17 protein-coding genes and 1 tRNA gene are annotated in these 22,312 nt (G+C 75.1%); 11 read left to right on the top strand and 7 right to left on the bottom strand.

The genetic code is table 11. The annotated features are described in order from the left end of the window. Positions 1-92: 92 nt before the first annotated feature. A complete protein-coding gene (locus OG715_RS22870; RefSeq protein ID WP_266270713.1) occupies positions 93-407 on the bottom strand; it encodes a hypothetical protein in 315 nt (104 codons plus the stop codon). On the opposite strand from OG715_RS22870, the gene OG715_RS22875 reads away from it, so the two are divergent. The 3 genes from OG715_RS22875 to OG715_RS22885 all read left to right on the top strand — a co-directional run bounded on the left by OG715_RS22875 (position 400) and on the right by OG715_RS22885 (position 3,982). Beyond that, complete coding sequence (locus OG715_RS22875; RefSeq protein WP_266270714.1) at positions 400-1,431, top strand: hypothetical protein; 1,032 nt, start codon at positions 400-402, stop codon at positions 1,429-1,431. The genes OG715_RS22870 and OG715_RS22875 overlap by 8 nt on opposite strands. Positions 1,432-1,664: 233 nt before the next feature. Further along, a complete protein-coding gene (locus OG715_RS22880; RefSeq protein ID WP_266270715.1) occupies positions 1,665-2,351 on the top strand; it encodes an RNA polymerase sigma factor in 687 nt (228 codons plus the stop codon). Beyond that, the gene (locus OG715_RS22885; RefSeq protein WP_266270716.1) at positions 2,348-3,982 is read left to right on the top strand and encodes a hypothetical protein; all 1,635 of its coding nucleotides are present in this window, start codon (positions 2,348-2,350) and stop codon (positions 3,980-3,982) included. The genes OG715_RS22880 and OG715_RS22885 overlap by 4 nt, the downstream gene beginning before the upstream one ends. A 130-nt stretch (positions 3,983-4,112) precedes the next feature. On the opposite strand, the gene OG715_RS22890 is transcribed toward OG715_RS22885, so the two are convergent. Further along, entirely contained in the window at positions 4,113-5,618 is a 1,506-nt protein-coding gene (locus tag OG715_RS22890) for an aminopeptidase P family protein (protein ID WP_407661007.1), read from the bottom strand. Positions 5,619-5,852: 234 nt separating this feature from the next. Further along, positions 5,853-7,478, bottom strand: coding sequence for a PP2C family protein-serine/threonine phosphatase (locus tag OG715_RS22895; protein ID WP_266270717.1), 1,626 nt, complete (start codon positions 7,476-7,478; stop codon positions 5,853-5,855). 715 nt (positions 7,479-8,193) lie between these two features. On the opposite strand from OG715_RS22895, the gene OG715_RS22900 reads away from it, so the two are divergent. Next, positions 8,194-8,850, top strand: a complete 657-nt coding sequence (locus tag OG715_RS22900; protein ID WP_266270718.1) for a bifunctional DNA primase/polymerase — start codon at positions 8,194-8,196, stop codon at positions 8,848-8,850. A 281-nt stretch (positions 8,851-9,131) separates the two neighbouring features. Here the strand turns inward: OG715_RS22900 and OG715_RS22905 are convergent, their stop codons facing one another. The 4 genes from OG715_RS22905 to OG715_RS22920 all read right to left on the bottom strand — a co-directional run bounded on the left by OG715_RS22905 (position 9,132) and on the right by OG715_RS22920 (position 13,786). Then, positions 9,132-10,118, bottom strand: a complete 987-nt coding sequence (locus tag OG715_RS22905) for a DUF5926 family protein (protein WP_266270719.1) — start codon at positions 10,116-10,118, stop codon at positions 9,132-9,134. A gap of 166 nt (positions 10,119-10,284) precedes the next feature. Further along, positions 10,285-10,704, bottom strand: a complete 420-nt coding sequence (locus OG715_RS22910) for a hypothetical protein (RefSeq protein WP_323182153.1) — start codon at positions 10,702-10,704, stop codon at positions 10,285-10,287. Positions 10,705-11,201: 497 nt separating this feature from the next. Next, complete coding sequence (locus OG715_RS22915; RefSeq protein ID WP_266270721.1) at positions 11,202-12,065, bottom strand: glycerophosphodiester phosphodiesterase family protein; 864 nt, start codon at positions 12,063-12,065, stop codon at positions 11,202-11,204. A 329-nt stretch (positions 12,066-12,394) separates the two neighbouring features. Further along, positions 12,395-13,786: a purine-cytosine permease family protein gene (locus OG715_RS22920; protein ID WP_266270722.1), complete on the bottom strand. Its 1,392-nt coding sequence runs from the start codon at positions 13,784-13,786 to the stop codon at positions 12,395-12,397. Positions 13,787-14,113: 327 nt separating this feature from the next. Between OG715_RS22920 and OG715_RS22925 the strand changes: the two genes are divergently transcribed. From OG715_RS22925 to OG715_RS22955, 7 genes are all read left to right on the top strand, one after another. After that, the gene (locus OG715_RS22925; RefSeq protein WP_266270723.1) at positions 14,114-15,916 is read left to right on the top strand and encodes a S1C family serine protease; all 1,803 of its coding nucleotides are present in this window, start codon (positions 14,114-14,116) and stop codon (positions 15,914-15,916) included. 60 nt (positions 15,917-15,976) lie between these two features. After that, positions 15,977-16,064: transfer RNA gene (locus OG715_RS22930), tRNA-Ser, on the top strand. 211 nt (positions 16,065-16,275) lie between these two features. Continuing rightward, positions 16,276-17,403, top strand: a complete 1,128-nt coding sequence (locus OG715_RS22935; RefSeq protein WP_266270724.1) for a peptidoglycan-binding protein — start codon at positions 16,276-16,278, stop codon at positions 17,401-17,403. Between the two features lie 86 nt (positions 17,404-17,489). Continuing rightward, positions 17,490-18,326 (top strand): MerR family transcriptional regulator, encoded by an 837-nt coding sequence (locus OG715_RS22940; RefSeq protein ID WP_266270725.1) that lies wholly within the window; start codon positions 17,490-17,492, stop codon positions 18,324-18,326. Positions 18,327-18,387: 61 nt separating this feature from the next. Beyond that, complete coding sequence (locus OG715_RS22945; protein WP_266270727.1) at positions 18,388-19,734, top strand: MFS transporter; 1,347 nt, start codon at positions 18,388-18,390, stop codon at positions 19,732-19,734. A gap of 147 nt (positions 19,735-19,881) precedes the next feature. Further along, entirely contained in the window at positions 19,882-21,246 is a 1,365-nt protein-coding gene (locus tag OG715_RS22950) for an FAD-binding oxidoreductase (protein WP_266270729.1), read from the top strand. Between the two features lie 425 nt (positions 21,247-21,671). Next, entirely contained in the window at positions 21,672-22,001 is a 330-nt protein-coding gene (locus tag OG715_RS22955) for a hypothetical protein (RefSeq protein WP_030392549.1), read from the top strand. The last annotated feature ends 311 nt before the right edge of the window (positions 22,002-22,312 follow it).

Below are 22,312 nucleotides of genomic sequence, written 5' to 3' on the forward strand. Positions count from 1 at the left end.
GACTACCACGGGGAACCCACCATGCGTCCGTCCACTGTCCGGCGTCTCGTCAGGACCGTTCCGCTGGCGGCCGTCGTCGCCGGTGCGGCCGGCTACGCGCTGCTTCCGGCCGAGGCCGGCGCGGGCGCCGGACCGGCCCGGTCAGCGGCTCCGGCACCCTCGGGCGTGGCACTTGTCGCACCGGTGGCCGACGCGCGGTCCGCCCCGGAGGGGACGTCGCCCGCGGCGACGGCACCGGCCGCGACCGCCCCGGCCGGCACGCCGGGCCCGGCGGGCAGGACGCCGGCCGTACCGACGGGGTCCACCGCGACCGCCCCGGCCACCGCGAGCGGGCCGGTGTCGGCGAGTGCTCCGGCGCCCGCCGCGGCGAAGCCGGCCGAGCCCTCCAAGGGCGTGCCCGTGCCCACCGGGTCCGCCCGCCCCGAGAGCCCCGCGCCGGGCTCCGCCCCGGTCACCACCCCGAGCGGTGGCCCGGCCCCCGCGACCGGCACCGCCCCGAACCGGCCGGAGGAGGTGCCCTCCGCGGTCGGCGAGCGGGTGGACGTCGCGATCCGCTCGCTCAGCGGTGCCTGGGAGATCCGCGGCGGCGGCAGCTACTTCGAGTTCGAGGTGACCTGGAGCAACGCCACCGACCGGCGCTTCGACGAGATCGTCCCGGTGGTCCGGGTGCTCCCGTTCGACTACCCGGCCGCCGTGGCGCGGCTCGGTGCGACGGCGAAGGGCGTGCTGGACCGCAAGGACATCGACGAGTGGCGAGAGGTCAAGCCGGACCAGAAGGGCGTGGACAGCGGGCCCCAGCAGGGGGCGTTCGCACTCGACCCGGGCGAGAGCCGGGCCGTCCGCTACCGCCTGACCCTGGGGGCCGACAGCATGTCGGGCCGGTTGCCGATCGCGGCCGACGCCTACGTCGGACGCGGTGCCAAGGCGCTGTCGGTCGGCGGCACCCAGGCGCGGATGAACGTGACGACGGGGCAGCCGGTCCTGTTCTCGGCAACGAAGGCGACCGACATGACCGTCGGCCGGATCCCCTCCGAGCTGCGGGTGGAGCTGTCCAACCTGGACGCCACCGGCAACCACACGGTGGTCCCGACGGTCAGGGTGACCGACCCGCTCGGCCGGAACACCACGCACGGCCTGGTGCCGGGCGACCTCTCCGCCGAGGTGCTGGTGAAAGGCGACTGGCACCGGCTGTCGGGCGCGCTCGACGCCGACGGCCAGGTCCGGCTGGACACCACCGTGCTGACCAGGGTGCTGGTGCCGGGCGAGACAGCCGTCTACCCGTTCCGCTTCAACCTGCCGAAGGGCTGGAGCGCCGGCAGCGGGCTGGAGTTCACGGTCGGCGGGACGGCCGACGGCGGCGCCCTCCCGACCCAGAAGGCCCGGCCGAGGATCACCTGGATGGCGGACGACACGCCGAAGGCGACCTCCTAGGGCGTTTCGTCCGGATCACGCCGGGCCGCGCACCGGCGATCCGGCGCACGCTCCGGCGAACCGGCGTCCCACCGGCCGGTGCACGCCCGACCCGGTACGACCTGCCCGGTACGCCCGACCCGGTACGACCTGCCCGGCGGGGCGCGGTCCTTCGACCGGGCCGGCCACCCAATCGACGATGTCCTGACGCACCGGCGGCAGCCGGGCCGCGGTCGGGGGGAAGGCGAAGACGGATGTCCATGGCCATCGGGCCGGCCGCCCCGGCCGCCCAGGAGCGGGGGTTCGGCCTCCGTCGGCTGCTGGCGCTGCTGTTCGGCGCCCGGGAGACGCAGGGCGCGGGCGAGATCCTCGACGTCCCCGTCGCCGCGCAGACGGCGGGCCGGCGCCGGGCCGGGTTCCGGCTGCTCGCCGGCGGCGGCCGGACCCGCGAGGCCGGGCCGACGCTGACCGAGCTCTACCTCACGCACCGGCTGAGCCTGGTCCGGCTCGCCGTCCTGCTGGTCGACCATCAGGACCAGGCCGAGGACGTCGTGCAGGAAGCTTTCGCCAAGCTGTACCAACGGCACGGCGACGAGCTCGACGACCTCGACAACGCGTTGGCCTATCTGCGCACGGCCGTGGTCAACGGGGCGCGCTCGGTGCTGCGCCGCCGCCGCACGGCCCGCGAGTACGTGCCGCCGCACGAGGCGGACGCACCCTCGGCGGAGGACCACGCCGTCCTCCACGACGAGCACCGGCGGGTGCTGCTGGCCATGCAGGAACTGACCGCGCGCCAGCGCGAGGTGCTGGTGCTGCGCTACTGGTCCGACCTGTCGGAGTCGGAGATCGCCGAGATCCTCGCGGTGTCGCGCGGCACCGTGAAGTCCACCGCGAGCCGGGCCCTGGACGCCCTGGAACGGAAGCTGGGGGACGCCCGATGAGTGACGACCGGCGTTCCACGTCCGACCACGAGCCGTCCGGCGACGCGTCCGGCGCCCGGCGTCCCGACCCGAAGCGCCCCGATCCGAAGCGCCCCGATCCGCAGCGCCCCGACGGGGACGGCCCGAAGCGCCCCGGCCCCGACGGGGACGGCCCGCGCGGCAACCGGGGTGCGGGGGGCGGCGCCGGTACCGGCCTCACCGCCCCGGTCGGCGGCGAGTCGCCGATGGAGCGGCTGCTCCGGGAAGCCCTGGCCGCCCGCGCCGCCCGGATCACCGCCCAGGACCTGCGCCCGGCCGACCCGCCGAAGGGCCCCCGCAACCGCAGGCGGCCCGCCTACCTGGTGGGCCTGCCCCTGATGGGGCTCGCCGCGGCCATGGTCGTCGGCGTGCTCACCGTCCCCAGCGACACGCTCGCCGACAAGGGCGACGACGCGCCGGCGGCGACGATGAGCGACGGCCCGGTGCCGACCCGGGGCGCCGACGGGGCATCCCCGACCGGCTTCCCCGCACCGCCCGCCGACGACCCCGCCCAGCCGGTCGGGGAGGCGGCGCGGGGGACGGCCGGAGACCCGTCGGCGGCCGCCCCGGGCACCGGTGCCGGGCCCGGCACCGGGCCCGTTCCGGTGCTGCCCGGCGAGGGGGAGGCCCCTGCCCCGCCGGGGGCCGGGGCGGGAGCGCCCTCCCCTCCGCCCGGAGGACAGTCCGCCCGACCGTCCCCGGCGGCGCCCGCTCCCTCGGGCACGGTCCGCCGCGGCGACGGCGTCGCGCTGAGCTTCGACGGCCTGACGGGGACGGAGGCGATCGTTGGCGCCGGCCCGACGACCTTCTCGGTGACCTGGCGCAACACCACCCAGCGGCTGTTCGACGCGGTGGCCCCGGTGGTGTCGGTCCGGACGCTCACCGGCGCCATCCGCTCCGGCCGGTCGGTGCGCGGCCGGCTCCAGCGCGAGGAGGAGGGCGGCGGCTGGACGGATGTCCCGCTGACCGTGGGTTCGGGCGCCTACCTGGCCTCGGGCGACGCGGCCGCGTTCCCGCTCGGCCCGGGGGCTGCCCGGACGCTCCGCTACCGGCTGGACCCCTCGATCGACAGCGCGGAGGGGACGCTGTTGATCGAGGCCCTGGCCGTGCTGTCGACCACGCCGGAGCGGTTCGAGGAGGGTTCGGCGCTGGCGCCCCTGCTGCTGACGAGCGCCCCGGCGGCCGGCCGGATGGCGCCGGAGCTGAGGCTCAACTTCACGCCGAGCGACGGGGTGGTCGCCGGGCGGCCCAGCGCGTTCGCGATCACCATCGGCAATCCGGGGGCGGCGCCGCTGGCCTCGGTGGTGCCGACCCTGGCGCTGACCGGAGCGGACGCGGCCAAGGTCGTCGTCGAGACCAGGTACGGCGCCGGTGTCGGGGTCCGCCGGCTCCCGGTCGCGCCGGACGGCAACGGGCAGTTGGTGGTCGACACCTCACTGCTGGAGCGGCTGATCCGTCCGCACGAATCGAAGTACCTGGAGTTCCAGGTCAGCGTCCCGGAGGACTGGAAGCCCAACGCCGACTTCGCGGTGGTCGTGGGGGCCAGGGGCGACGGCCGGGACGCGCCGCCGGTGGTGATCAAGCCGAGGTTCACGGCGGCGGTCGACTCCTGACCGCCCGGGCCCGTGGGCCGGCGGCCGCCGGCCCACGACGAGGCTGCCGGCGGTCCGGCCCCCACTGCTCGGGGGCCGGACCGCCGACGGCCGGTTCGTCCGGGGCGCATCCGCCCCGGGGTGTCGTTCGTCAGACCTGGCCGAACGAGGCCATCCACGCCTCGACGTCCTCGGCCCGGCGCGGCAGGCCGGCCGAGAGGTTCTCGTTGCCGTCGGCGGTGACCAGGATGTCGTCCTCGATCCGGACGCCGATGCCCCGGTACTCCTCGGGCACGGTCAGGTCGTCCTGCTGGAAGTAGAGGCCGGGCTCGACGGTGAGCACCATGCCCGGCACCAGCAGCGCGTCGACGTGCTCCTCGGTGCGCGAGTGGGCGCAGTCGTGGACGTCCAGGCCGAGCATGTGGCCGGTGCCGTGCAGGGTCCAGCGGCGCTGGAGCCCGAGCTCCAGGACCTTCTCGACGTCGTACACCGAGGCGTCCAGCAGGCCCCAGGCGAGCAGCCGCTCGGCGAGCACCCGCTGCGAGGCGTCGTGGAAGTCGCGGAAGCGGGCGCCGGGCTTCACGGCCGCGATCCCGGCCTCCTGGGCGTCGTAGACCGCGTCGTAGATCTTCCGCTGGAGCTCGCCGAAGCGCCCGTTGATCGGCAGGGTGCGGGTGACGTCGGCGGTGTAGAGGGTCTCCGTCTCCACCCCGGCGTCCAGCAGCAGCAGCTCGCCGGGGCGGACCTCGCCGTCGTTGCGCACCCAGTGCAGGGTGGTGGCGTGCGCGCCGGCGGCGCAGATCGAGCCGTAGCCGACGTCGTTGCCCTCGACGCGGGCGCGGCGCCAGAAGGTGCCCTCGATCCAGCGCTCGGAGGTGGCGACGGCCTGGCCCAGCTCGCGCACGCAGTCGGTGAAGCCGTTGACGGTGGCGGCGCAGGCGGCGCGCAGCTCGCCGATCTCCCACTCGTCCTTGACCAGCCGCAGGCCGCTCAGGAACTCCTTGAACCCGGCGTCCTCGTCGGCGTCCAGCACATCGGCGAGCGCGGCCTCCAGGCCGGCGTCGTAGCCGCGCACGATCCGGGTCGGCACGCCGTCGGCGGCGCGGTCGGCCAGCTCGTCGGCGGCCTTGCGGACGTCGCGGACCGGCAGGCCGAGCAGCTGCTCCTGCTCGGTGAGGCTGTGCCGGCGGCCGACCCACAGCTCGCCGTAGCCGTCGAGCCAGAACTCGCCGTTCTCGCGGTCGGAGCGGGGCAGCAGGTAGAGGACGAAGTCGTGGCCGGTGGCACCGGTGGGCTCGGCGACCAGCACGGCGTCCTCGGTGCGGTCACCGGTGAGGTGCACGTACTCGCTGGAAGCGCGGAAGCCGTAGTCGGTGTCGTTGGAGCGGATCTTGAGGGTGCCGGCCGGGACGACCAGGCGCACGCCGGGGTGGGCGGCGGAGACCGCGGCCCGGCGCTCGGCGGCGTAGCCGGCCTGCGGGACCGGGGTCAGGCCGTGCAGCTCGGTGTCGGCCCAGCCGGACTTCATCGACGCGGCGAGTTCGTCGGAGACCTCGGAGTAGAGGCCGTTCTTGCGGCCCTTGAACTGCTGCGGTTCCTCGTCGCCGCCGGCGGCCTCGGGGTTCTCGGCCACCGCCGGGGTGCGGTCCTCGGTCACGTACGTCGCCTCCTTGCGCGTGGTGCCGCCCGGGGCGCGTCGGATCACGACACGGGTGGGCGGCCGTGCGTCCATGGTACGGACGCCCGGCCGTTCACCCGTTCGGGCCTTCATCCGTTCGTGCCGGGCCTTGCGGCACAGGGCCGGCACCGGGGCCAGCACCGGTCCGGTTCCGGCTTCGGCCCCAGCACCGGCACCGGCACCGGCTCCGGTCCGGGCCCGGCACCGGGGCCGTCACTCGAAGCGGGCGGCGAGCAGCATCAGGTCGTCGGTGGCCGGAGCCTGGGCGGTGGAGCGCCGGGGGGAGGATCCGCCGTCCCGGTCGGCGGGGTCCTGGCCCGCCGCGCGGCGGTCGGCGCGCTGCCGCCGGTCGGCGTCCCGCTCGGCTGCGGCGGCCAGCAGGTGGGCGCAGAGCCGCTCGGGGTCGGTCCGGACGTCCCGGGGGGCGTCGGCGGCGGCCCGGCGCAGATCGGCCTGTCCCGAGTGCAGGGTCTGGCCGAAGCGGCGGGCCAGCCCCTCGGTGTAGAGGATCAGGGTGTCCCCGCGCTCGGCGGTGAACTCGACCCCGGGCGCCTCCCAGCAGGAGAGCATGCCGAGCGGCGCGGAGAGCGAGGTCTCGACGAACTCGGCGCCGTACCTGGTGACCAGCACCGGCGGGCAGTGGCCGGCCCCGGCCAGGGTGACCCGGCGCTCCTCCGGTTCCACCCAGGCGTAGACGGCGGTGGCGCTGCGGGTCGGCTCGGTGGTCTTGAGCAGCAGTTCGAGGTCGCCCAGGACGGACACCGGGTCCTCGCCCTCCAGCACCGCGTACGCCCGCAGCGCGGCCCGGACCCGGCCCATCGCGGCGGCCGCGCCGGGCGCGGAGCCGGGCCCGGCACCGGGGCCGTCGCCGGAGACCGAGCCGACGGTCAGCCCGACGGTGCCGTCCGGCAGCGGGATCGCGTCGTACCAGTCGCTGCCGCAGGAGCGGTCGAGTCCGGCCGGGACGAGCCGGGCGGCCAGCCGGAGCCCGGCGGGCTGCGGGAGGCGGTCGGGCAGCAGGCCGCGGCGCAGGGCCTCGGTGGTGCGCCGGACCTTCTCCGCGTCCAGCTGCTTGGCCAGCAGCGGCGCGGCGACCTCGGAGTACCGGCGGGCCAGTTCGCGGCGGCGGTCGGTGGGGCCGGCGGGGCCGTCGTAGAACCACAGGGCGGCGGCCAGCGGGCCGTCCTCCTCGGTGGCGAGCGGCAGGCCGTAGCAGCCGCCGAGGCCGAGCTGCCCGGCGAGTTCGCGCAGCCGGGCGCCGATCGCCGGGTCCTCGGCGAGGTCGTGCGACCGCACCTCGGAGGGCCGGTCGTGCTCGCGCAGCAGCCGGGCGAGCAGGCTCTGGTCGGCCGGGACGGTCTCCAGCGCGCCGAGGCTGGCGCGGTCCAGGCCGAGCCCGAGCGGCTGGCTCGGGCCGCCGCCGGGCAGCACGGTGACCAGCAGGGCGCGGTCGGCGCCGAGCAGCGCGGTGCCGGAGGCGAGGACGGTGTCCAGGGTGGCGCCGAGGCCCCGGGCGCGGGCGAGCCGCTCGGTGTGCTCGTGCAGGCTGGCGAAATCGGACAGTCGTCCGGCCAAACGGTCCTGCGCGCCGGTCGACGCCGGGGTCGTGCCGTCGGGAGCGCCGTCGGGACCGGCGTCGGGAGTGCCGGGGGCCGGGGAGACGCCGTCCTCGGGGCGGCGGTCCGTGCCCTCGGGCCGTCCGGGGGACGGCTGGCCCGCGCCGGCGGCCGGGGCCGGGGCCGCGCCGTGGAAGCCCGGCGGGTCGAGGACGGAGAGCCCGCTGGTGCCGCCGGGCTCGGCCGGCTCGGAGGACGCCGACGGTGGGGGGGACTCGGTCATGCCGCCACTCCTGACGCGGTGGTACGTGTCACGCGGATCATGCGGAACCCCCCGGGAACGGCCGTTCTGGAGCGAGCACGACCAAAGGGGCGCGTTTCGCCTCGATTCGCTACTACTCGTCATTGATCGACAGCAATGCCACCACTTCTACACAGGCCATTCGGGGCATGTCCAGAGTCATGACAAGGCGGGTGGCCGGTTCCGGGCCTGGTGGGCCCGGTCGGGGGGCGCGTTCTGCTCCGCGCGCGCCGGTCGGTCGCGCCACGGTCCGGCGGGGCGCGACGGCTCCGCCCGGCGGGCATGGAGCGGCTGGTGAACGGGCAGAACCGAGGGGACGGTTCCGGCGGCCGTCCGGATCGTATGCCTTTACCGCCGGCCGGCCGGGCCGGCCGGAAGCGACTCACTCGTACGGTGGAACCAACCGCGCCCGGGCGGCGTCCATCCGGTCGCATACGGGATTCTCGTTCCAAGGGCTGTTCTATTCCGCGGCCCTTTCACATCGTGCTCCACCGCGTGCTCCAGGCCCGCGCCGCAGTTCGCACCGCCGTCCGCACCGCCGCTCGCCCTGCCCGCCGTTCGGCCCCGGCCCGGCTCCCGGTCCGTTCCCTCCGTCCGGTACGCGGGCCGTCCGGCGTCCCCGGCCGGCGGCGGCGGCGGCCGGCCCGGCGGCCGCGGGTCGGAGCCTTCGAGCGGTCACGGAAAGGAACGGGTGCCAATGCGTGACAACCCACTGCGCGACGACCCGAGGAACCGGTCGGCGGCCCGGGCGGCCCGGCTGGCCGGGGCCCTGTCGGCAGCCACCGAACACCGCTGGCCCGTGGTCCCCGGAACCGTCCTGCTCGCCGGCGGAGTCTGCTCCTGCGGCGACCCGGACTGCCCGGTGCCGGGGGCCCACCCGCACGACCCGACCCTGCTCGCGGCCACCACCGACGCCCGGATGGTGCGTTGGTGGTGGGAGCAGCGCTGCCCCGACGCCCCGGTGCTGGTCGCGACCGGCCGGACGGTCTCCGCGGTCAGCCTGCCGGCGGCGGCCGGGGCCCGCGCGCTCGCCTACCTGGCCGCGCTCCGGTTGCGGCTCGGCCCGGTACTGGCCATGCCCGACCGCTACGCGATGCTGGTCGCCCCCTACTCGCTCGACGCGCTCGGCGAGATGCTCGTCCAACTCCCCTGGGTGCCCGGATCGTTGCGCTACCACGGGAATGGCGGATTCCTGCCGCTGCCGCCCGGCGGCGGGGCCGGTGACCGGGTGCGCTGGGTGCTGCCGCCCCGTCAGGGCGCCGACGGAGGCGTCTGGCTGCCCCAGGTCGGTCCACTGCTGGGCGAGTTGGTGGACGCGGCGGTCCAGCTGGACAGCGGCCGCTCGGCGTACTGACGGCGCGGCCGGGCCGCTGCCCGCGCGGTGCGACCGGGTCGTCCGGCGTATCGATCGGGCACGGCCGACCCGCGTTGGCGTGGGATGTTCGGAAAAACAAAAGATCCGGCCGCTGGCGACGGGGGATGCACCAGCGACCGGACTCTTTAGACAGTAACAAGGATCCGCGCCCGCGCCAATTTCCAAGACGCCGTCGCAGCCCGGAAATTGCGGGTTACGGGCGACAATGTGACGCGTATCACGTCGAACGGGCGGGTGGCCGCGTTCCTTGCGACCCGCCTTTAGTTCAGGGTGACCTGACGGTTCACCAGGTTGGCGCGGGCCCGCCGCTCGTCCGCGGTCAGCGGGGCCGGGTCGGCCAGCGTCGCCGCGAGGAGCTCGGCGAACTCGGCGGCCGGCTTCTCGCAGTCGGCCGCGGTCATGTCGACCGGCAGGTCCCAGACCGGCACGGTCAGGCCGTGCGCCCGGAACGAGCCGACCAGCCGGGTGTCCGGGCCGAGCGAGGACTTCTCGGCGGCGGTCAGCCGGGCCAGCGCGTCCAGCAGCTGCTCCTCCGGCACGGTCATCACCCAGCGCAGGTGGTTCTTGTCCGGGGTGCCGCACCAGTACGCCGAGTCGAGGCCGGCGAGCTTCTCGGTCGGGATCGCCGAGGCGTTGGCGCGCTCCAGCGAGGCGGCCACCTCGCCGGTGGCGGTCTCGGCGTCCTCCAGCCAGAACTCGAAGCCGGTGTGCACGGCCGGCTCGAAGGCGGCGGCGGGGTCCAGCAGGTCCTGCAGGCGGCGGCCGCCCGGCACGGTCCGGCGGGCCGGCACCGGCGAGCCCGGCTCGGCGGCCAGGGCCAGCTCCAGGGCGTCCCCGAGGTCGCGGCTCAGGTCGCCGGAGGAGGACTGGGTCTGCAGGCCCAGCAGGATCGAGCCGTCCTGGCGGCGCAGCGCGGGCCAGGCCAGCGGCAGCACGGTGGCCAGGGTGACCGACGGGACCTCGCCGTTGGCGGCCTCGGCGACCCCGGCGGCCAGCGTCAGCGGCACGGTGGCGGCGGGCACCAGCTCGCGCAGCGCCACCCAGTCCGCCTCGCCGGCCAGGCCCTCGAACGGGCGGTGCACGAGCTCCTGGACCGCGTGCGAGGCCTCGCGGCCGTGGCAGGCCTTGTAGCGGCGGCCCGAGCCGCAGGGGCAGTCCTCGCGGGCCCCGACCACGGGGATGTCGCCCGTGACGGCGGGGGTGGACTGGCTGCGCTGCGGCGCCTTCTTGGCGGCCTTCTTGCCCATGGTGCGGCTCTCCCGGGAACGGTGGTGTTGTGCTCCGGGCAGCCTACTGACGTTCCCCGGGAGTGTGGCGCACACCGGGGCGCGGGCACGGCCCGCCGCCGGGCGGTGCCGACCGGCGACCGGCCGCGCGGCGGGTGCCCGCGCGGTCCGGAGCCGTCCGTCGGCCTCAGGCCTCCCGGTGTCCGCCGGCCGTCCGCCGGGCGTGCCGGGCCCGGGCCGGCAGGGCCGCCCACACCGTCACCTCGCCCGGGGCGTCGCGCACGCCCCAGTCGCTCGCCAGCTGGTCCACGATGCTCAGCCCTCGGCCGCCGTGCGAGGTCAGCGAGGGGCTGGACGGCGACGGCCGGGTCGGTGACCCGCCGTCGGTCACCTCCAGGGTGAGCACCCCGTCGGCGTGCATCTGCCAGCGGACCAGTACGCCGCCGGCGTCCTCGTCGGGCTCGCCCGGGGCGGCGGCCGGAGCCGCCGGGCCGACGGCCCGGGACGGTCCGCCGACCAGCAGCGGTTCCGCCGCCTCGGCGCGGGCGCCCCGGCCGAGGGCCGGCAGGGGCCCGAGCGGCCGGGCGTAGCGACAGGCGTTGCTCAAAAGTTCGGAAAGGATCAGAACAGCATCATCAATGACCGGCTCCGGTATCGACCGGTCTCCCAGATCTCGACGCAGTCGGCGCCGTGCGACCCCGACACTCGCTGGGCCGTGCGGCACTGCCATGGTCGATGAAGTCGGCACTTCACGCGCCACCATCAACGCCACCCCCGGACCTCCTTCAGCGTATGCCGAGGGATGGATGCCCCTTGGCAATACGTCGGAAACGACCGCGCGGCGATCCCGCGCAGTCATTTCAGGCCGGTGTACCGAGGGTGCGCGACAGGTGATTCCGTGCTCACCCTCCGTCGTGAAACTGTATGAATTGCGGCAGAAATCGTTGCCGAAAGGTTTGAGTCCCTACCAAGACGGTCAGCTTGTCACGGTGGTTGAACGGTTCACCACGGCTTCACGGCATGCCCGTGCGACACGGCTCGACTCGGTACGGCTCGACTCGGTACGGCGCTGCACGACTCGGCACGGCGCAGGACCGCGTGCCATCACCGGCCGAGCTGGGCCAGGACCTCCGCCGGGCGGTTGGTGATGATCGCCGACACACCGAGCTCCAGGCAGAGCTCGACGTCGGCCGGCTCGTCGACCGTCCACACGTGCACCTGGTGGCCCAGTTCGAGCAGCCTGGTCACCAGCCCCGGCCGGGCGCGCACCAGGTCCATGCCGGGACCGGCGATCCGCGCCCCGCCCGGCAGCGGCGCGCCGGGGCGCAGCCGCCCGCGCAGCACCAGGCCGCGCTCGAACAGGAACACCCTCGGGTACTGCGGCGCCGCGGCCGCCACCCGGGCCAGCGCGACGGAGGAGAAGCTCATGATCCGGGCGTTGACGCCGTGGCCCGCGCCGGTCCCCGACGCCTCGGCACCCCGGCCTCCGGCCCCGGCCGCGCCGCCGATGCCGAACCGGTCCAGCATCCGCAGCAGCTCGGACTCCACCCGGCCGCGGAACCGCACCGGGTGCTTGGTCTCGATCGCGAGGTCCACCGGCCGCCCGGAGTCCACGACCAGCTCCAGCAGGCTCTCCAGCCGCAGCACGCCGCGCAGCTCCGGGTCCTCGCTCGGCCGGCCGGTCTTCCAGGCGCCGAAGTCGTGCGCCTCCAGCTCGGCCAGGGTCATCGCGGAGACCGTGCCCCGGCCGTCCGAGACCCGGCCGATCCGCCGGTCGTGCACGCAGACCAGCTGTCCGTCGGCGGTCACCCGGACGTCGCACTCCAGTGCGTCCGCCCCCTCGGAGAGCGCCCTGCGGTAGGCGGCGAGGGTGTGCTCGGGCAGGGCGTGCGAGGAACCGCGGTGGGCGATCACCTGGACGGGCCGAGTGGTGCGGGCCGTCACGGGCGAGACATCAGGGCTGGTCACGCCCCCCACGATAGGCGGCGGAAGTGACACGGAGGCGACGTCGGCGCCAACCCGGAGGGCCGACTTCGTCACTCCGTCGCGCGGCCGGGGTCGTTCCGGGCGGTGCCGCGGCCCGTTCCGCGGGCGGTTCCGCGGCCGTGCCCCGGTCGGACTCGCACCGGGGCCCCGCAGTTGTTCCGCAGTCGTTCCGAGCGGCGTTCCACCGGTGTTCCGTGGGCGTTCCGTGGCCGTTCCGCCGGAATTCCACGAACATTCCGCAGGGTATTCCGGCGGCCCCTCGCGGCGGCCCCTCTCCGAGGCCCCGGTCGAGGCCGCCCCGGCCCGTCCGGTCAGCGCGCGTCGGCGGCGGCCCGGCCCCGGGTGAGCGGGGTGAGCGCCCAGGTCGCCAGGGCGGGCACCAGGAAGCCGAACAGCGAGGCCGAGGTCCACTCCTGCGGGGTGAAGTGCAGCAGCTCCTGGGCGGACGTCCAGAAGTCCGTCCACCAGCCGGCCACCGCGGTCGGCGCGATCAGCTGGTAGACCGCGAAGCCCAGCGCCCACGGCAGCAGCATCAGCCAGCGGGACGGCGCCCCGTCCGAGAGGTCCCAGCCGCGCCGCCCGGCGCCGAGGAAGTAGTCGACCGCCAGCACCGCGAACATCGGCACGAAGACCGAGCCGATCAGCCCCAGGAAGGCGTAGTACGAGTCGGTGAACGCGGTGATCTGCAGGGCGAGCACGGTGATCAGCGCACCGGTGCCGCCCGTGAGCACCCGGCGGTCGACCTTCGGCAGCAGGTTGTGGATCGACATCGCGGTCGAGTAGACGTTCGCGAAGGACTGGTCGGTCTCGCGCAGCACCAGCACCAGCAGGAACAGCCAGCCCGCCCAGACGCCCAGGAAGGAGCCGAAGATCCGCTCGGGGTCGCCGTCCGCCTGCAGCAGCGCCATCAGGCCGAGCACGTAGCACCAGACCTGGGCCACCGTGTAGCCGGAGAAGCTGCCCCAGAACGCCGAGCGCGGGGTGCGCGAGTGCCGGGTGTAGTCGGCGGCGAGCGGGACGAAGGAGATGGACACCGCGATCATCGCGTCCGTCGCCCGCAGGAAGCCGTGCCAGTTGCCCGCGCCCGGGTCGGTGACGCCGTTCCGGCCGAGCTGGACGGTGAAGTAGATCATCGCGACCGCCACCGCGACGGCGACGAAGCGGCGCAGTACGGCGATCGCGCCGAGCGGCCAGATGGTCAGCGCGGTGGTGATCGCGCCGGCCAGCACGACGAAGAGCCAGCGGTAGCCCTCGGTGCCGACGACGGTCTGCGCGCCGAGAGCGATCGTCAGCAGCTCGTACACGCCCCAGCCGATGCACTGGACGATGTTGAGCACCGTCGGCACGTAGGACAGCCGGGTGCCGAACAGTCCGCGCAGGGTCGCCATGGCGGGCGCGCCGGTGCGGGCGCCGATCAGCGCGGCGACGCCGAGCATCGCCGTACCGACCACGGTGCCGGCCACGATCGCGGTCACGGCGGCGGCCAGCGACAGCTCGCTGCCCTTGGCGCCGAGCACGGTCGCGGCGGTGGTGAAGCCGATCAGCGAGACGCCGAGGTTCATCCAGAGCGCGAAGTGGTCGCGGAAGCGGAGGGTGCGGGGAGGCTCGGTGTCGAGCACCAGCGGGGCCTCGACCCGGGCCGGGGGCTCCAGGACGGCGGTGGCCGAGGACGGGGACGACGAGGACGTCGAGGCAGGCGGCATGGCCGATATCTCCCTACGCCGGCATTACCCGGACAGGTTCCGGCGGTCTGCGCCCCCTCGACGGTCCGTCCACGGATCCCGTGGCGTACGGTCGACCGGCGCACTCTCAGCCTGGTGGGTCCAAGCTCCCGCGTGTCAGTTCGGAGCGACAGGCTAGCGGGCACGGGGGAGAACGCCAAGGCCAGGGGGTCGGGCGGGCGGCGCCGGGGGGCGTCCGTCTGGTCGGGCTAAGGATTCTTATGAGTTCTTCAGAAGGCTCCTTACGGCAATCGAATCGAGTGTGCGAAAAACTATGGTTGTTGGTCCTGTCAGCGATGGAGGTCGTCCGTGAGCACCGAGCGCGAGGTTGGGTCCACCGGGCCGCAGGAGGAGCAGCCCTCCGGCGGCCAGGGGGTGGTGGGTTCCCCGGCTGACGGTCCGGCGCAGCAGAATGCGGCCGTCCCGTCCCCCGCTGCGGAGCAGTCGGCTCCCGCCGTCGAGGGGGGTTCCGGCGGGTTCACGCCCACCGTGGCCTTCGGCAAGCTGACCGCCCCCGAGCCGGCGGTCCCGCCGGCCCCGGTGCCGGCGCCCGCCGCACCCGCCGCACCCCCGGCCGTCGAGCCCGGCTACCTGGACGCCCCGCCGCCGGTCCTGCCGCCGGCTCCGGCTCCGGCCGCGCCCGCCGCCCCGGCCGGCCCGCAGGGCGGCAACCCGTACGCGACCCCGGCCCCCGGCACCCCGGTGCCCCCGGCCCTCGCCGCGCACGACCCGTACGCGGCGCCGTCCGCCCCGCACGACCCCTACGCGGCGCCCGCCGCGGCCCAGCACGACCCGTACGGGACGCCCGCCGCCCCGCCGGCCCCGGGCGCCACCGGGCAGCACCACCACCCGTTCGGCGCAGGCCAGCCGCTCGGCGGCTGGGGCACCCACGACATCACCCCGGGCGCGCCCGGGGCCCCCGGTGGTCCCGGCGGCCCGCTCGGCTACCCGGGCGAGTACCCCGGCGCCCCCGGCCCCGGCGGCCCGCGCAAGAAGCGCGGCGGCCTGATCGCCCTGGTCGCGGCCGTGGCCCTGGTGGCCGGTGTGGCCGGCGGCGCGGTCGGAGTGGCCGTCGCCGACCGCGACGACACCTCCGTCAGCGCCAAGGCCGACCGCAGCTCCACCACGGTCCAGGCCAACAACACCCAGAGGAACGAGCCCGCCCCGGGCTCGGTCGCCGGCATCGCGCAGAAGGCGCTGCCCAGCGTCGTCACCATCAAGGCCCAGGGCAACGGCGAGTCCGGCACCGGCACCGGCTTCGTCTTCGACACCGAGGGCCACATCCTCACCAACAACCACGTGGTGGCGCCCGCGTCCACCAGCGGCGGCAAACTGACCGTCAAGTTCGCCGACGGCAGCTCCTACGGCGCCTCCGTGCTCGGCCGCGCCGAGGGCTACGACGTCGCGGTGATCAAGCTCGACACCCCGCCCAAGGGCAAGCTGACGCCGCTTCCGCTGGCCGACTCCGACAAGGTCAACGTCGGTGACTCCACCATCGCCATCGGTGCCCCGTACGGCCTGGAGTCCACCGTCACCACCGGCATCATCAGCGCCAAGGACCGCCCGGTCGCCTCCGGCGACGAGACCGGCGCGCAGGCCTCGTACATGAACGCGCTGCAGACCGACGCCTCGATCAACCCCGGCAACTCCGGCGGTCCGCTGCTGGACTCCTCGGGCGCGGTGATCGGCATCAACTCCGCGATCCAGTCCAACGCCTCCAGCAACGGCCGGGCCGGCTCCATCGGCCTGGGCTTCGCGATCCCGGTCAACCAGGCCAAGTGGGTGGCGGACACCCTGATCAAGACCGGCAAGCCGGTCTACGCCAAGCTCGACGTGCTGCGCAACGACGACTACAAGGGCGACGGCGCGCAGATCCAGACCCGCGACATCCAGGGCCAGCCGGCCGTCACCCCCGGCGGCGCCGCCGACCAGGCCGGCCTCAAGCCGGGCGACGTGATCACCAAGCTCGGCGGCAGCCCGATCGAGAACGGCCCCGCCCTGGTCAGCAAGATCTGGACGCACAAGCCGGGCGAGACCGTCGACGTCGAGTACACCCGCAACGGCCAGACCGCCACCACCAAGGTCACCCTCGGCACCCGCGTCGGCGACTGACCCCCGCCCGGAAACCCGGTGCACCGAACCCCACCGGACCCGTTAGGCTGACCTCCGCCTGGAGAGCTGCCCGAGCGGCCTAAGGGAACAGTCTTGAAAACTGTCGTGCGGTGACCCCGTACCGTGGGTTCGAATCCCACGCTCTCCGCCGGTAGGAGAAAGAACCACCTGCTCAAGGCGGGTGTCGACCTCAGGGTCGGCACCCGCCTTTGTGCTTGTCGGGGGTGGGGAAGGTGGGGAGGTGCCCCGTTTTCACCTGAACGGGGGGTTTGTGGGGGAAACGTCGTTCCGGGGAGGGCCGGGTCTCGTGTGTTCGGGCGTAAAGGGCGAACTGCCCTGGGCCCGGCAAGGAGAGACGGATGGCCTGGTACCCCGGCGCGGAGAAGATGGAGCTCCAGCCAGAGTCGGACGAGCAGCCGGCGATCACGCCGACGCAGGTGGTCTTCCACAGTGTGGCGGCGCCGTGGACGCCGCGGCGGATGTACGAGTACTGGCGGGACTCGACCAACCTGGAGTCGCACTTCGGGGTCGGATACGACGGCGGCGTGGGGCAGTTCGTCGGTACCGAGACGCGTGCCGACGCCAATATGGGCGCCAACCGCAGAGCCGACGGCACCGGCGCGATCAGCGTGGAGACGGCCAGCGACGACGCGAGCACCGATCCCTGGACGGACGCGCAGGTCGCCGCCCTGGTCGCGCTCGGGGCGTGGCTGCACCAGCGGCACGGCATCCCGGTGCGGATCTGCCCGCGGTGGGACGCGCCCGGCTTCGGGGTGCACCGGATGTTCCCGGAGTGGTCGGCCGGCGGCACGGCCTGCCCGGGGGACGCCCGGGCCCGGCAGTTCCGCGAGGTGGTGCTGCCCGGCATCGTCGCGGCGGCCGGCGGTGCGCCGGTGCCCACGCCGCGCGGGGACTCCGGCCCGACCGGTGACTCCGGACCGGCCCGGTACCGGGTGACGATCAACGGGTTGGAGTACGGCTACGGCGCGCACGGGCCGCAGGTCCGGGAGGTCGGCGAGGCGCTCGTCCGGCAGGGCTTCGGCCGGCACTACGCCTCCGGTCCGGACGAGGACTGGCGGGACGCCGACACCCTCAACTACCAGGACTTCCAGCACAGTCTGGGGTACTCGGGGCCGGACGCCGACGGTGTGCCGGGCGAGGGGTCGCTGCGCCGGCTGCTCGGCCGGCTGCCCTCGCCGCGCCGGGTGTCGCTCGCCCACGTGGTCGCGGCCGCCCGCACCGACCCGGGCGCCGAGCAGGGGCACCAGACCTACGGGGGCGAGGTGCGGATCGTCGAACAGGCCCTCGCGGACGAGGGCTTCCTGGAGCAGCGCTGGGTGGACGGCTCGCTCGGCACCCGGACGGTCCAGGCGTACGCGGCCTTCCAGCGCAGCCTCGGCTACGCGGGGGAGGACGCCAACGGGGTCCCCGGCCAGCGGAGCCTGCGCACGCTGGGGGACCGGCGGGGGTTCGACGTGACCGACTGAGCGCCGGTCCCGCCGGGGACGGCGGGACCGGCGATGGTCCCCGGGCTTGACCATGACACCGTGTGAGGGCCTGCACTGGAGGGACCATGTTGAACATCGGAGACTTCGCCAAGCACGGCCGGGTGTCGGTCCGGATGCTGCGTCACTACGACGCCATCGGGCTGGTCCGGCCGGCCCGGGTCGACCCGTCGAGCGGCTACCGCTGCTACGAGGCGGCCCAACTCGCCCGGCTCAACCGGGTCATCGCCCTCAAGGAGCTCGGCTTCACACTGCACCAGGTGCGGGCCGTGCTGGACGAGGAGGTGGACCCGGCGGAGCTGCGCGGGATGCTGCGGCTGCGGCGGGCCGAGCTCGCCGCAGCCATGGCCGCGGACGCCGAACGGCTGGCCCGGGTCGAGGCGAGGCTCCGGACGATCGAGAGCGAGGGGACCATGTCCGCACAGGACGTTGTGGTGAAGCGGCTGCCGTCGGTCCGGGCGGCCGAGCTGGCCGGTGTCGCGGCGAGCTACGAGCCGCAGGACATCGGGCCGGTGATCGGCCCGCTGTTCGAGGAGCTCTGCGGTCGCCTGGCGGCGGCCGGTGTCGCGGCCGCCGGCCCGTCCGTCGCCCGGTACGAGGACACCGGGGACGGCGACGGTTCGGTGCTGATCCGGGTCGCGGTGCCGGTCGCGGCGGGGACCGCCCCGGCCACGGGCGAGGAGCACGGCTTCGCGGTGGTCGACCTGCCGGCCGTCGAGGCGGCGGCGACGGTGGTGCACCGGGGCTCGATGGACGATTCGCTGGGCTCGTTCCAGGTGCTGGCGCGGTTCGTCGAGGAGAACGGCTACCGCTCGGCCGGCTACGCCCGGGAGCTCTACCTGGAGTGCCCCGAGGACCCGGCGGACTGGGTGACGGAGTTGCAGGAGCCGGTGGTCCGCGCCTGATCCGCGCCCGTCGGCCCGGCGCTTGCCCTGAAGCCGGTCGAGGGTCCTAGCGTCGGCGCGCATGACGACCACAGGTTCCCTCGCGACCGACGACGCCGCGGCCGATCCCTCCGCCCCGGCCAGCCCGGGTCGGCCGGCGCTGCCCGCGCCGTATCTGCGCTGGCTCGCCGGCGCGCAGCTCGGGGCCCTGGGCGACGCCGCCCTCGCCTTCGCCCTGGGCTGGGCCGCCGCCGCGCACGGCGGAACCGCCGCCGGACTGGTGCTCACCGTGATCACGGTGGCCCGGACGGTGCTGGTCCTGGTCGGCGGCGCGGTGGCGGACCGGCTGGGCGCGCGCCGGGTGATGCTCGCCGGGGACGCGGTGATGCTGGCCACGACGCTCGCGCTGGCGGCCGCGGCCGTAGTCCGGGGCAGCGCGCTCGGGCTGCTGCTGCTCGCGGCGCTGGTGATCGGCGTGGTGGACGCGTTCTACCTCCCGGCGAGCGGGTCGATGCCCCGTCTGCTCGTGGACGCCGAGCAACTGCCGCGGGCCCTGGCCCTGCGGCAGGCGGGCGGTCAGCTCGCCGCCCTGCTGGGGGCACCCCTCGGCGGTGCGCTGGTCGCGGTGGGCGGGCTGCCCGCGGCGGCGCTGGCGGACGCGGCGAGCTTCGCCGTCCTGCTGCTGGTGCTGCTGTTCCTGCCGGTGTCCGACCCGCGGCGGGCCCGGGCGGCCGGGAACTGGACGGAAAGATCGGCCGGCACCGGCACCGGCACCGGTACGGACAGGTCGGCCGGCACCGGCACGGGCGGACCGTCCGGGCTGCTGCGGGAGGCGGCCGCCGGGGTGCGGCTGGCGACGGGGGACCGCTTGCTGCGGGCGGCGCTGCTGCTGGCCGGGGCCGCGGCCGGGGCGGTGCTGCCGGTGGTCTCGCTGCTCGGGCCGCTGCTGGCCCGGACCGCCGGGTGGGGCGCGGGGGCGGCCGGTCTGGTGGCGGGTGCCCAGGGTGCGGGCGTCCTGGTGGTCTCGGCCCTGCTCGCCCGCCGGGGCGCGGGGGCCGGCCGGCCCCCGCGCGGGGCGGGGGCGGGTGCGGCGGCCGGGCTCTGCGCCGCCGCCGCGGGCATCGCGCTGCTGGCCGCCGCGCCGGTCCCGGCGGTGGCCGTGATCGGCGGGCTGCTGACGGGCGCGGGGTCGGGGGTGTTCGTCGTCCGGCTCGGGCCGCTGGTGCTGGGAGCCGCGCCGGACACCCATCTCTCCCGGGTGCAGGCCCTGCTGACCCTGGTGCAGAGCGCCGCGCTGGTGCTCTCGACCGGGGCGCTCGGCCTGCTCTCCGACACGGCCGGACCCCGGGTGCCGATCTCCCTCTGCGCGCTGGCCGCCGGGGCCGCCGGGCTCCTCGCCCTGGCCTCCCCGGTCCTGCGCCGGGCCTGACCGTCCCGGGCCCGACCACCCCGGTACTGCACCGGTCCGTACCACCCCGGTACTGCACCGGTCCCGACCGCCCCGGTGTACTTGCCGCTCGGGCGGGCGGCGGGCAGAGTGCGAGTCCGGGACGGGCGGCGGAGGGCTGAGGCGGCGATGAGTGACCTGACGGACCGGCTGGCGGAGGGACTCCCGCCCGGAGCGATTGCCGTGGACCCGGACGTGACGGACGCCTACCGGCACGACATGGCGGACTTCTGCCCGGCCGGCACCCCCGCCGTGGTGGTCTTCCCGGAGACGGTCGAGCAGGTGCAGCACGTGCTGCGCACCGCCACCGCGCTGCGCGTCCCGGTGGTCCCGCAGGGGGCCAGGACCGGTCTGTCCGGCGCGGCCAACGCGGTCGACGGCTGCATCGTGCTGTCGATGCTGCGGATGAACCGGATCCTGGAGATCGACCCGGTGAACCGGATCGCGGTGGTCGAGCCGGGGGTGGTCAACGCCGAGCTCTCCCGGGCGGCCGCCGCCTCGGGGCTCGCCTACCCGCCCGACCCGTCGAGCTGGGAGTCCTGCACCATCGGCGGCAACATCGGGACCGGCGCGGGCGGGCTCTGCTGCGTCAAGTACGGCGTGACCAGCGAGTACGTGCTCGGCCTCGACGTGGTGCTGGCCGACGGACGGCTGCTGTCCACCGGCCGCCGGACGGCCAAGGGCGTGGCCGGCTACGACCTGACCCGGCTCCTGGTCGGCTCCGAGGGCACGCTGGGGGTGGTGGTCCGCGCCGTGCTGGCGCTGCGCCCGGCCCCGGCCCCGCAGCTGGCACTGGCGGCGGAGTTCCCGAGCACGGCCTCGGCGGGCGCGGCGGTCTGCGAGGTGATGGCGCGCGGCTTCACCCCCTCGCTGATGGAGCTGATGGACCCGGTGAGCGTGCGCGCGGTCAACGAGCTGGGGCGGATGGGCCTGCCGGAGTCGACCCGGGCGCTGCTGCTGGTCGCCTTCGACGGCCCGGACCGGGTGGCCGAGCTCGCCTCGGTCGGCGAGCTGTGCCGGGCGGCCGGGGCGACCGAGGTGGTGCCGGCCGAGGACCAGGCCGAGTCCGAACTGCTGCTGGAGGCACGCCGGCTGGCGCTGCCCGCGCTGGACCGGCTGGGCACCACGATGATCGACGACGTGGCGGTGCCGCGCTCACGGCTGGCCGAGATGCTGGAGGGGGTCGCGGCGATCGGCGAGCGGCACGGGCTGACCATCGGCGTGGTGAGCCATGCCGGGGACGGCAACACCCATCCGATCGTCATCTTCGACGAGGCGGACCCCGAGCAGTCGGCCCTGGCGCAGCGCTCCTTCGACGAGATCATGGCGCTGGGGCTGGAGCTGGGCGGGACGATCACCGGGGAGCACGGGGTGGGGCTGCTCAAGCGGGAGTGGCTGGCCCGGGAGCTGGGGCCGGTGGCGATGGAGCTGCAGCGGCAGCTGAAGGCGGTCTTCGATCCGCTGGGGATCCTCAATCCCGGCAAGGCGGTTTGACCGCCCCCTCGGGCCGGGCAACGAAGGTATTGTTCTCCGGATTTTCAGACTGTCGCAGGATGGCCGGAATTATCGACACGGTAGCGTGACCGCACCGTCGGGGGCGTGTTTGTTTCCGCCGCGCGCCAGGGTGGTGCGCCGGGTTGTCCGTGTGCCCCCTTCGCGCCTCCCCCGATCACTCGGTCGCATCCGACCGTTCGGGCGACATCGCAGGTCGGCGGCGATGTGTCGGCGGGCTTCCAGGATCGGTCGCAGTTATGCGCGGGGCTGCTGGATATCACGCTAAAGGGCGAAAAGGGCACCGGGAGGTGGTGCTTTGTCGATTTGTTGCGGAAGTCTGTGACCCGGCGTCGCAGCCCGCAGGTGTTCGTCTGGCCGGCGAACTCCCGCACCCAATGCACGATTACCGTTTCTTGGAGGCTCCCATGGCTCGCAACCGAATCCGTCGCACCGCCGGTGTGCTGCTCGCGGCCCCGCTCGCCGCCGGACTGCTGCTCGCCGGTGCCGGCGCCGCCGCCGCCGACAACGGCGCGCTCGCCAACGACGGGTCCAACAGCGGTGTGGTGTCGAACGTCGGGACGGGCAACGTCTTCGGCTCGGTCGACGGCAACTACATCTCGAACCAGCAGACCGCGACCGGCTCCGGCGCCTCGAACCAGGCCAACACCCTCGCGGTGAAGGACAACTCGGGCACCATCCTGGCCGGCCAGTCCAACAAGAACTACAGCATCGTCTTCGCCCCGATCTTCGGCTGAGCCCCCGGGCGATCGGGCACCGGGGAGCCCCGGGTGCCGGCACCGACCGGGAGCCGTCGACGGCGGGGGCGCCGTCGACGAAGCACCGGGGCCGGCCGGGGCGGACGCGGGTGGGCTGAGCACCCGCGACGGGTCCGGAGCGGACCGCGGAGCGGATCGGAACAACGGCGATCGGAACGGATCGCACAGCGCGCAACCGGGCAGCGGAAAGGGTCACCGCGAACCGGTCCCGTGGGCGGCACCGAGTTTCGGTGCCGCCCACGGGCGTATCCGGGCGTGTCCGGACGAGCCGGGCATGTCCGGGCGCGCAG

It is taken from the genome of Kitasatospora purpeofusca (genome assembly GCF_036010405.1).
Lineage (GTDB): Bacteria > Actinomycetota > Actinomycetes > Streptomycetales > Streptomycetaceae > Kitasatospora > Kitasatospora purpeofusca.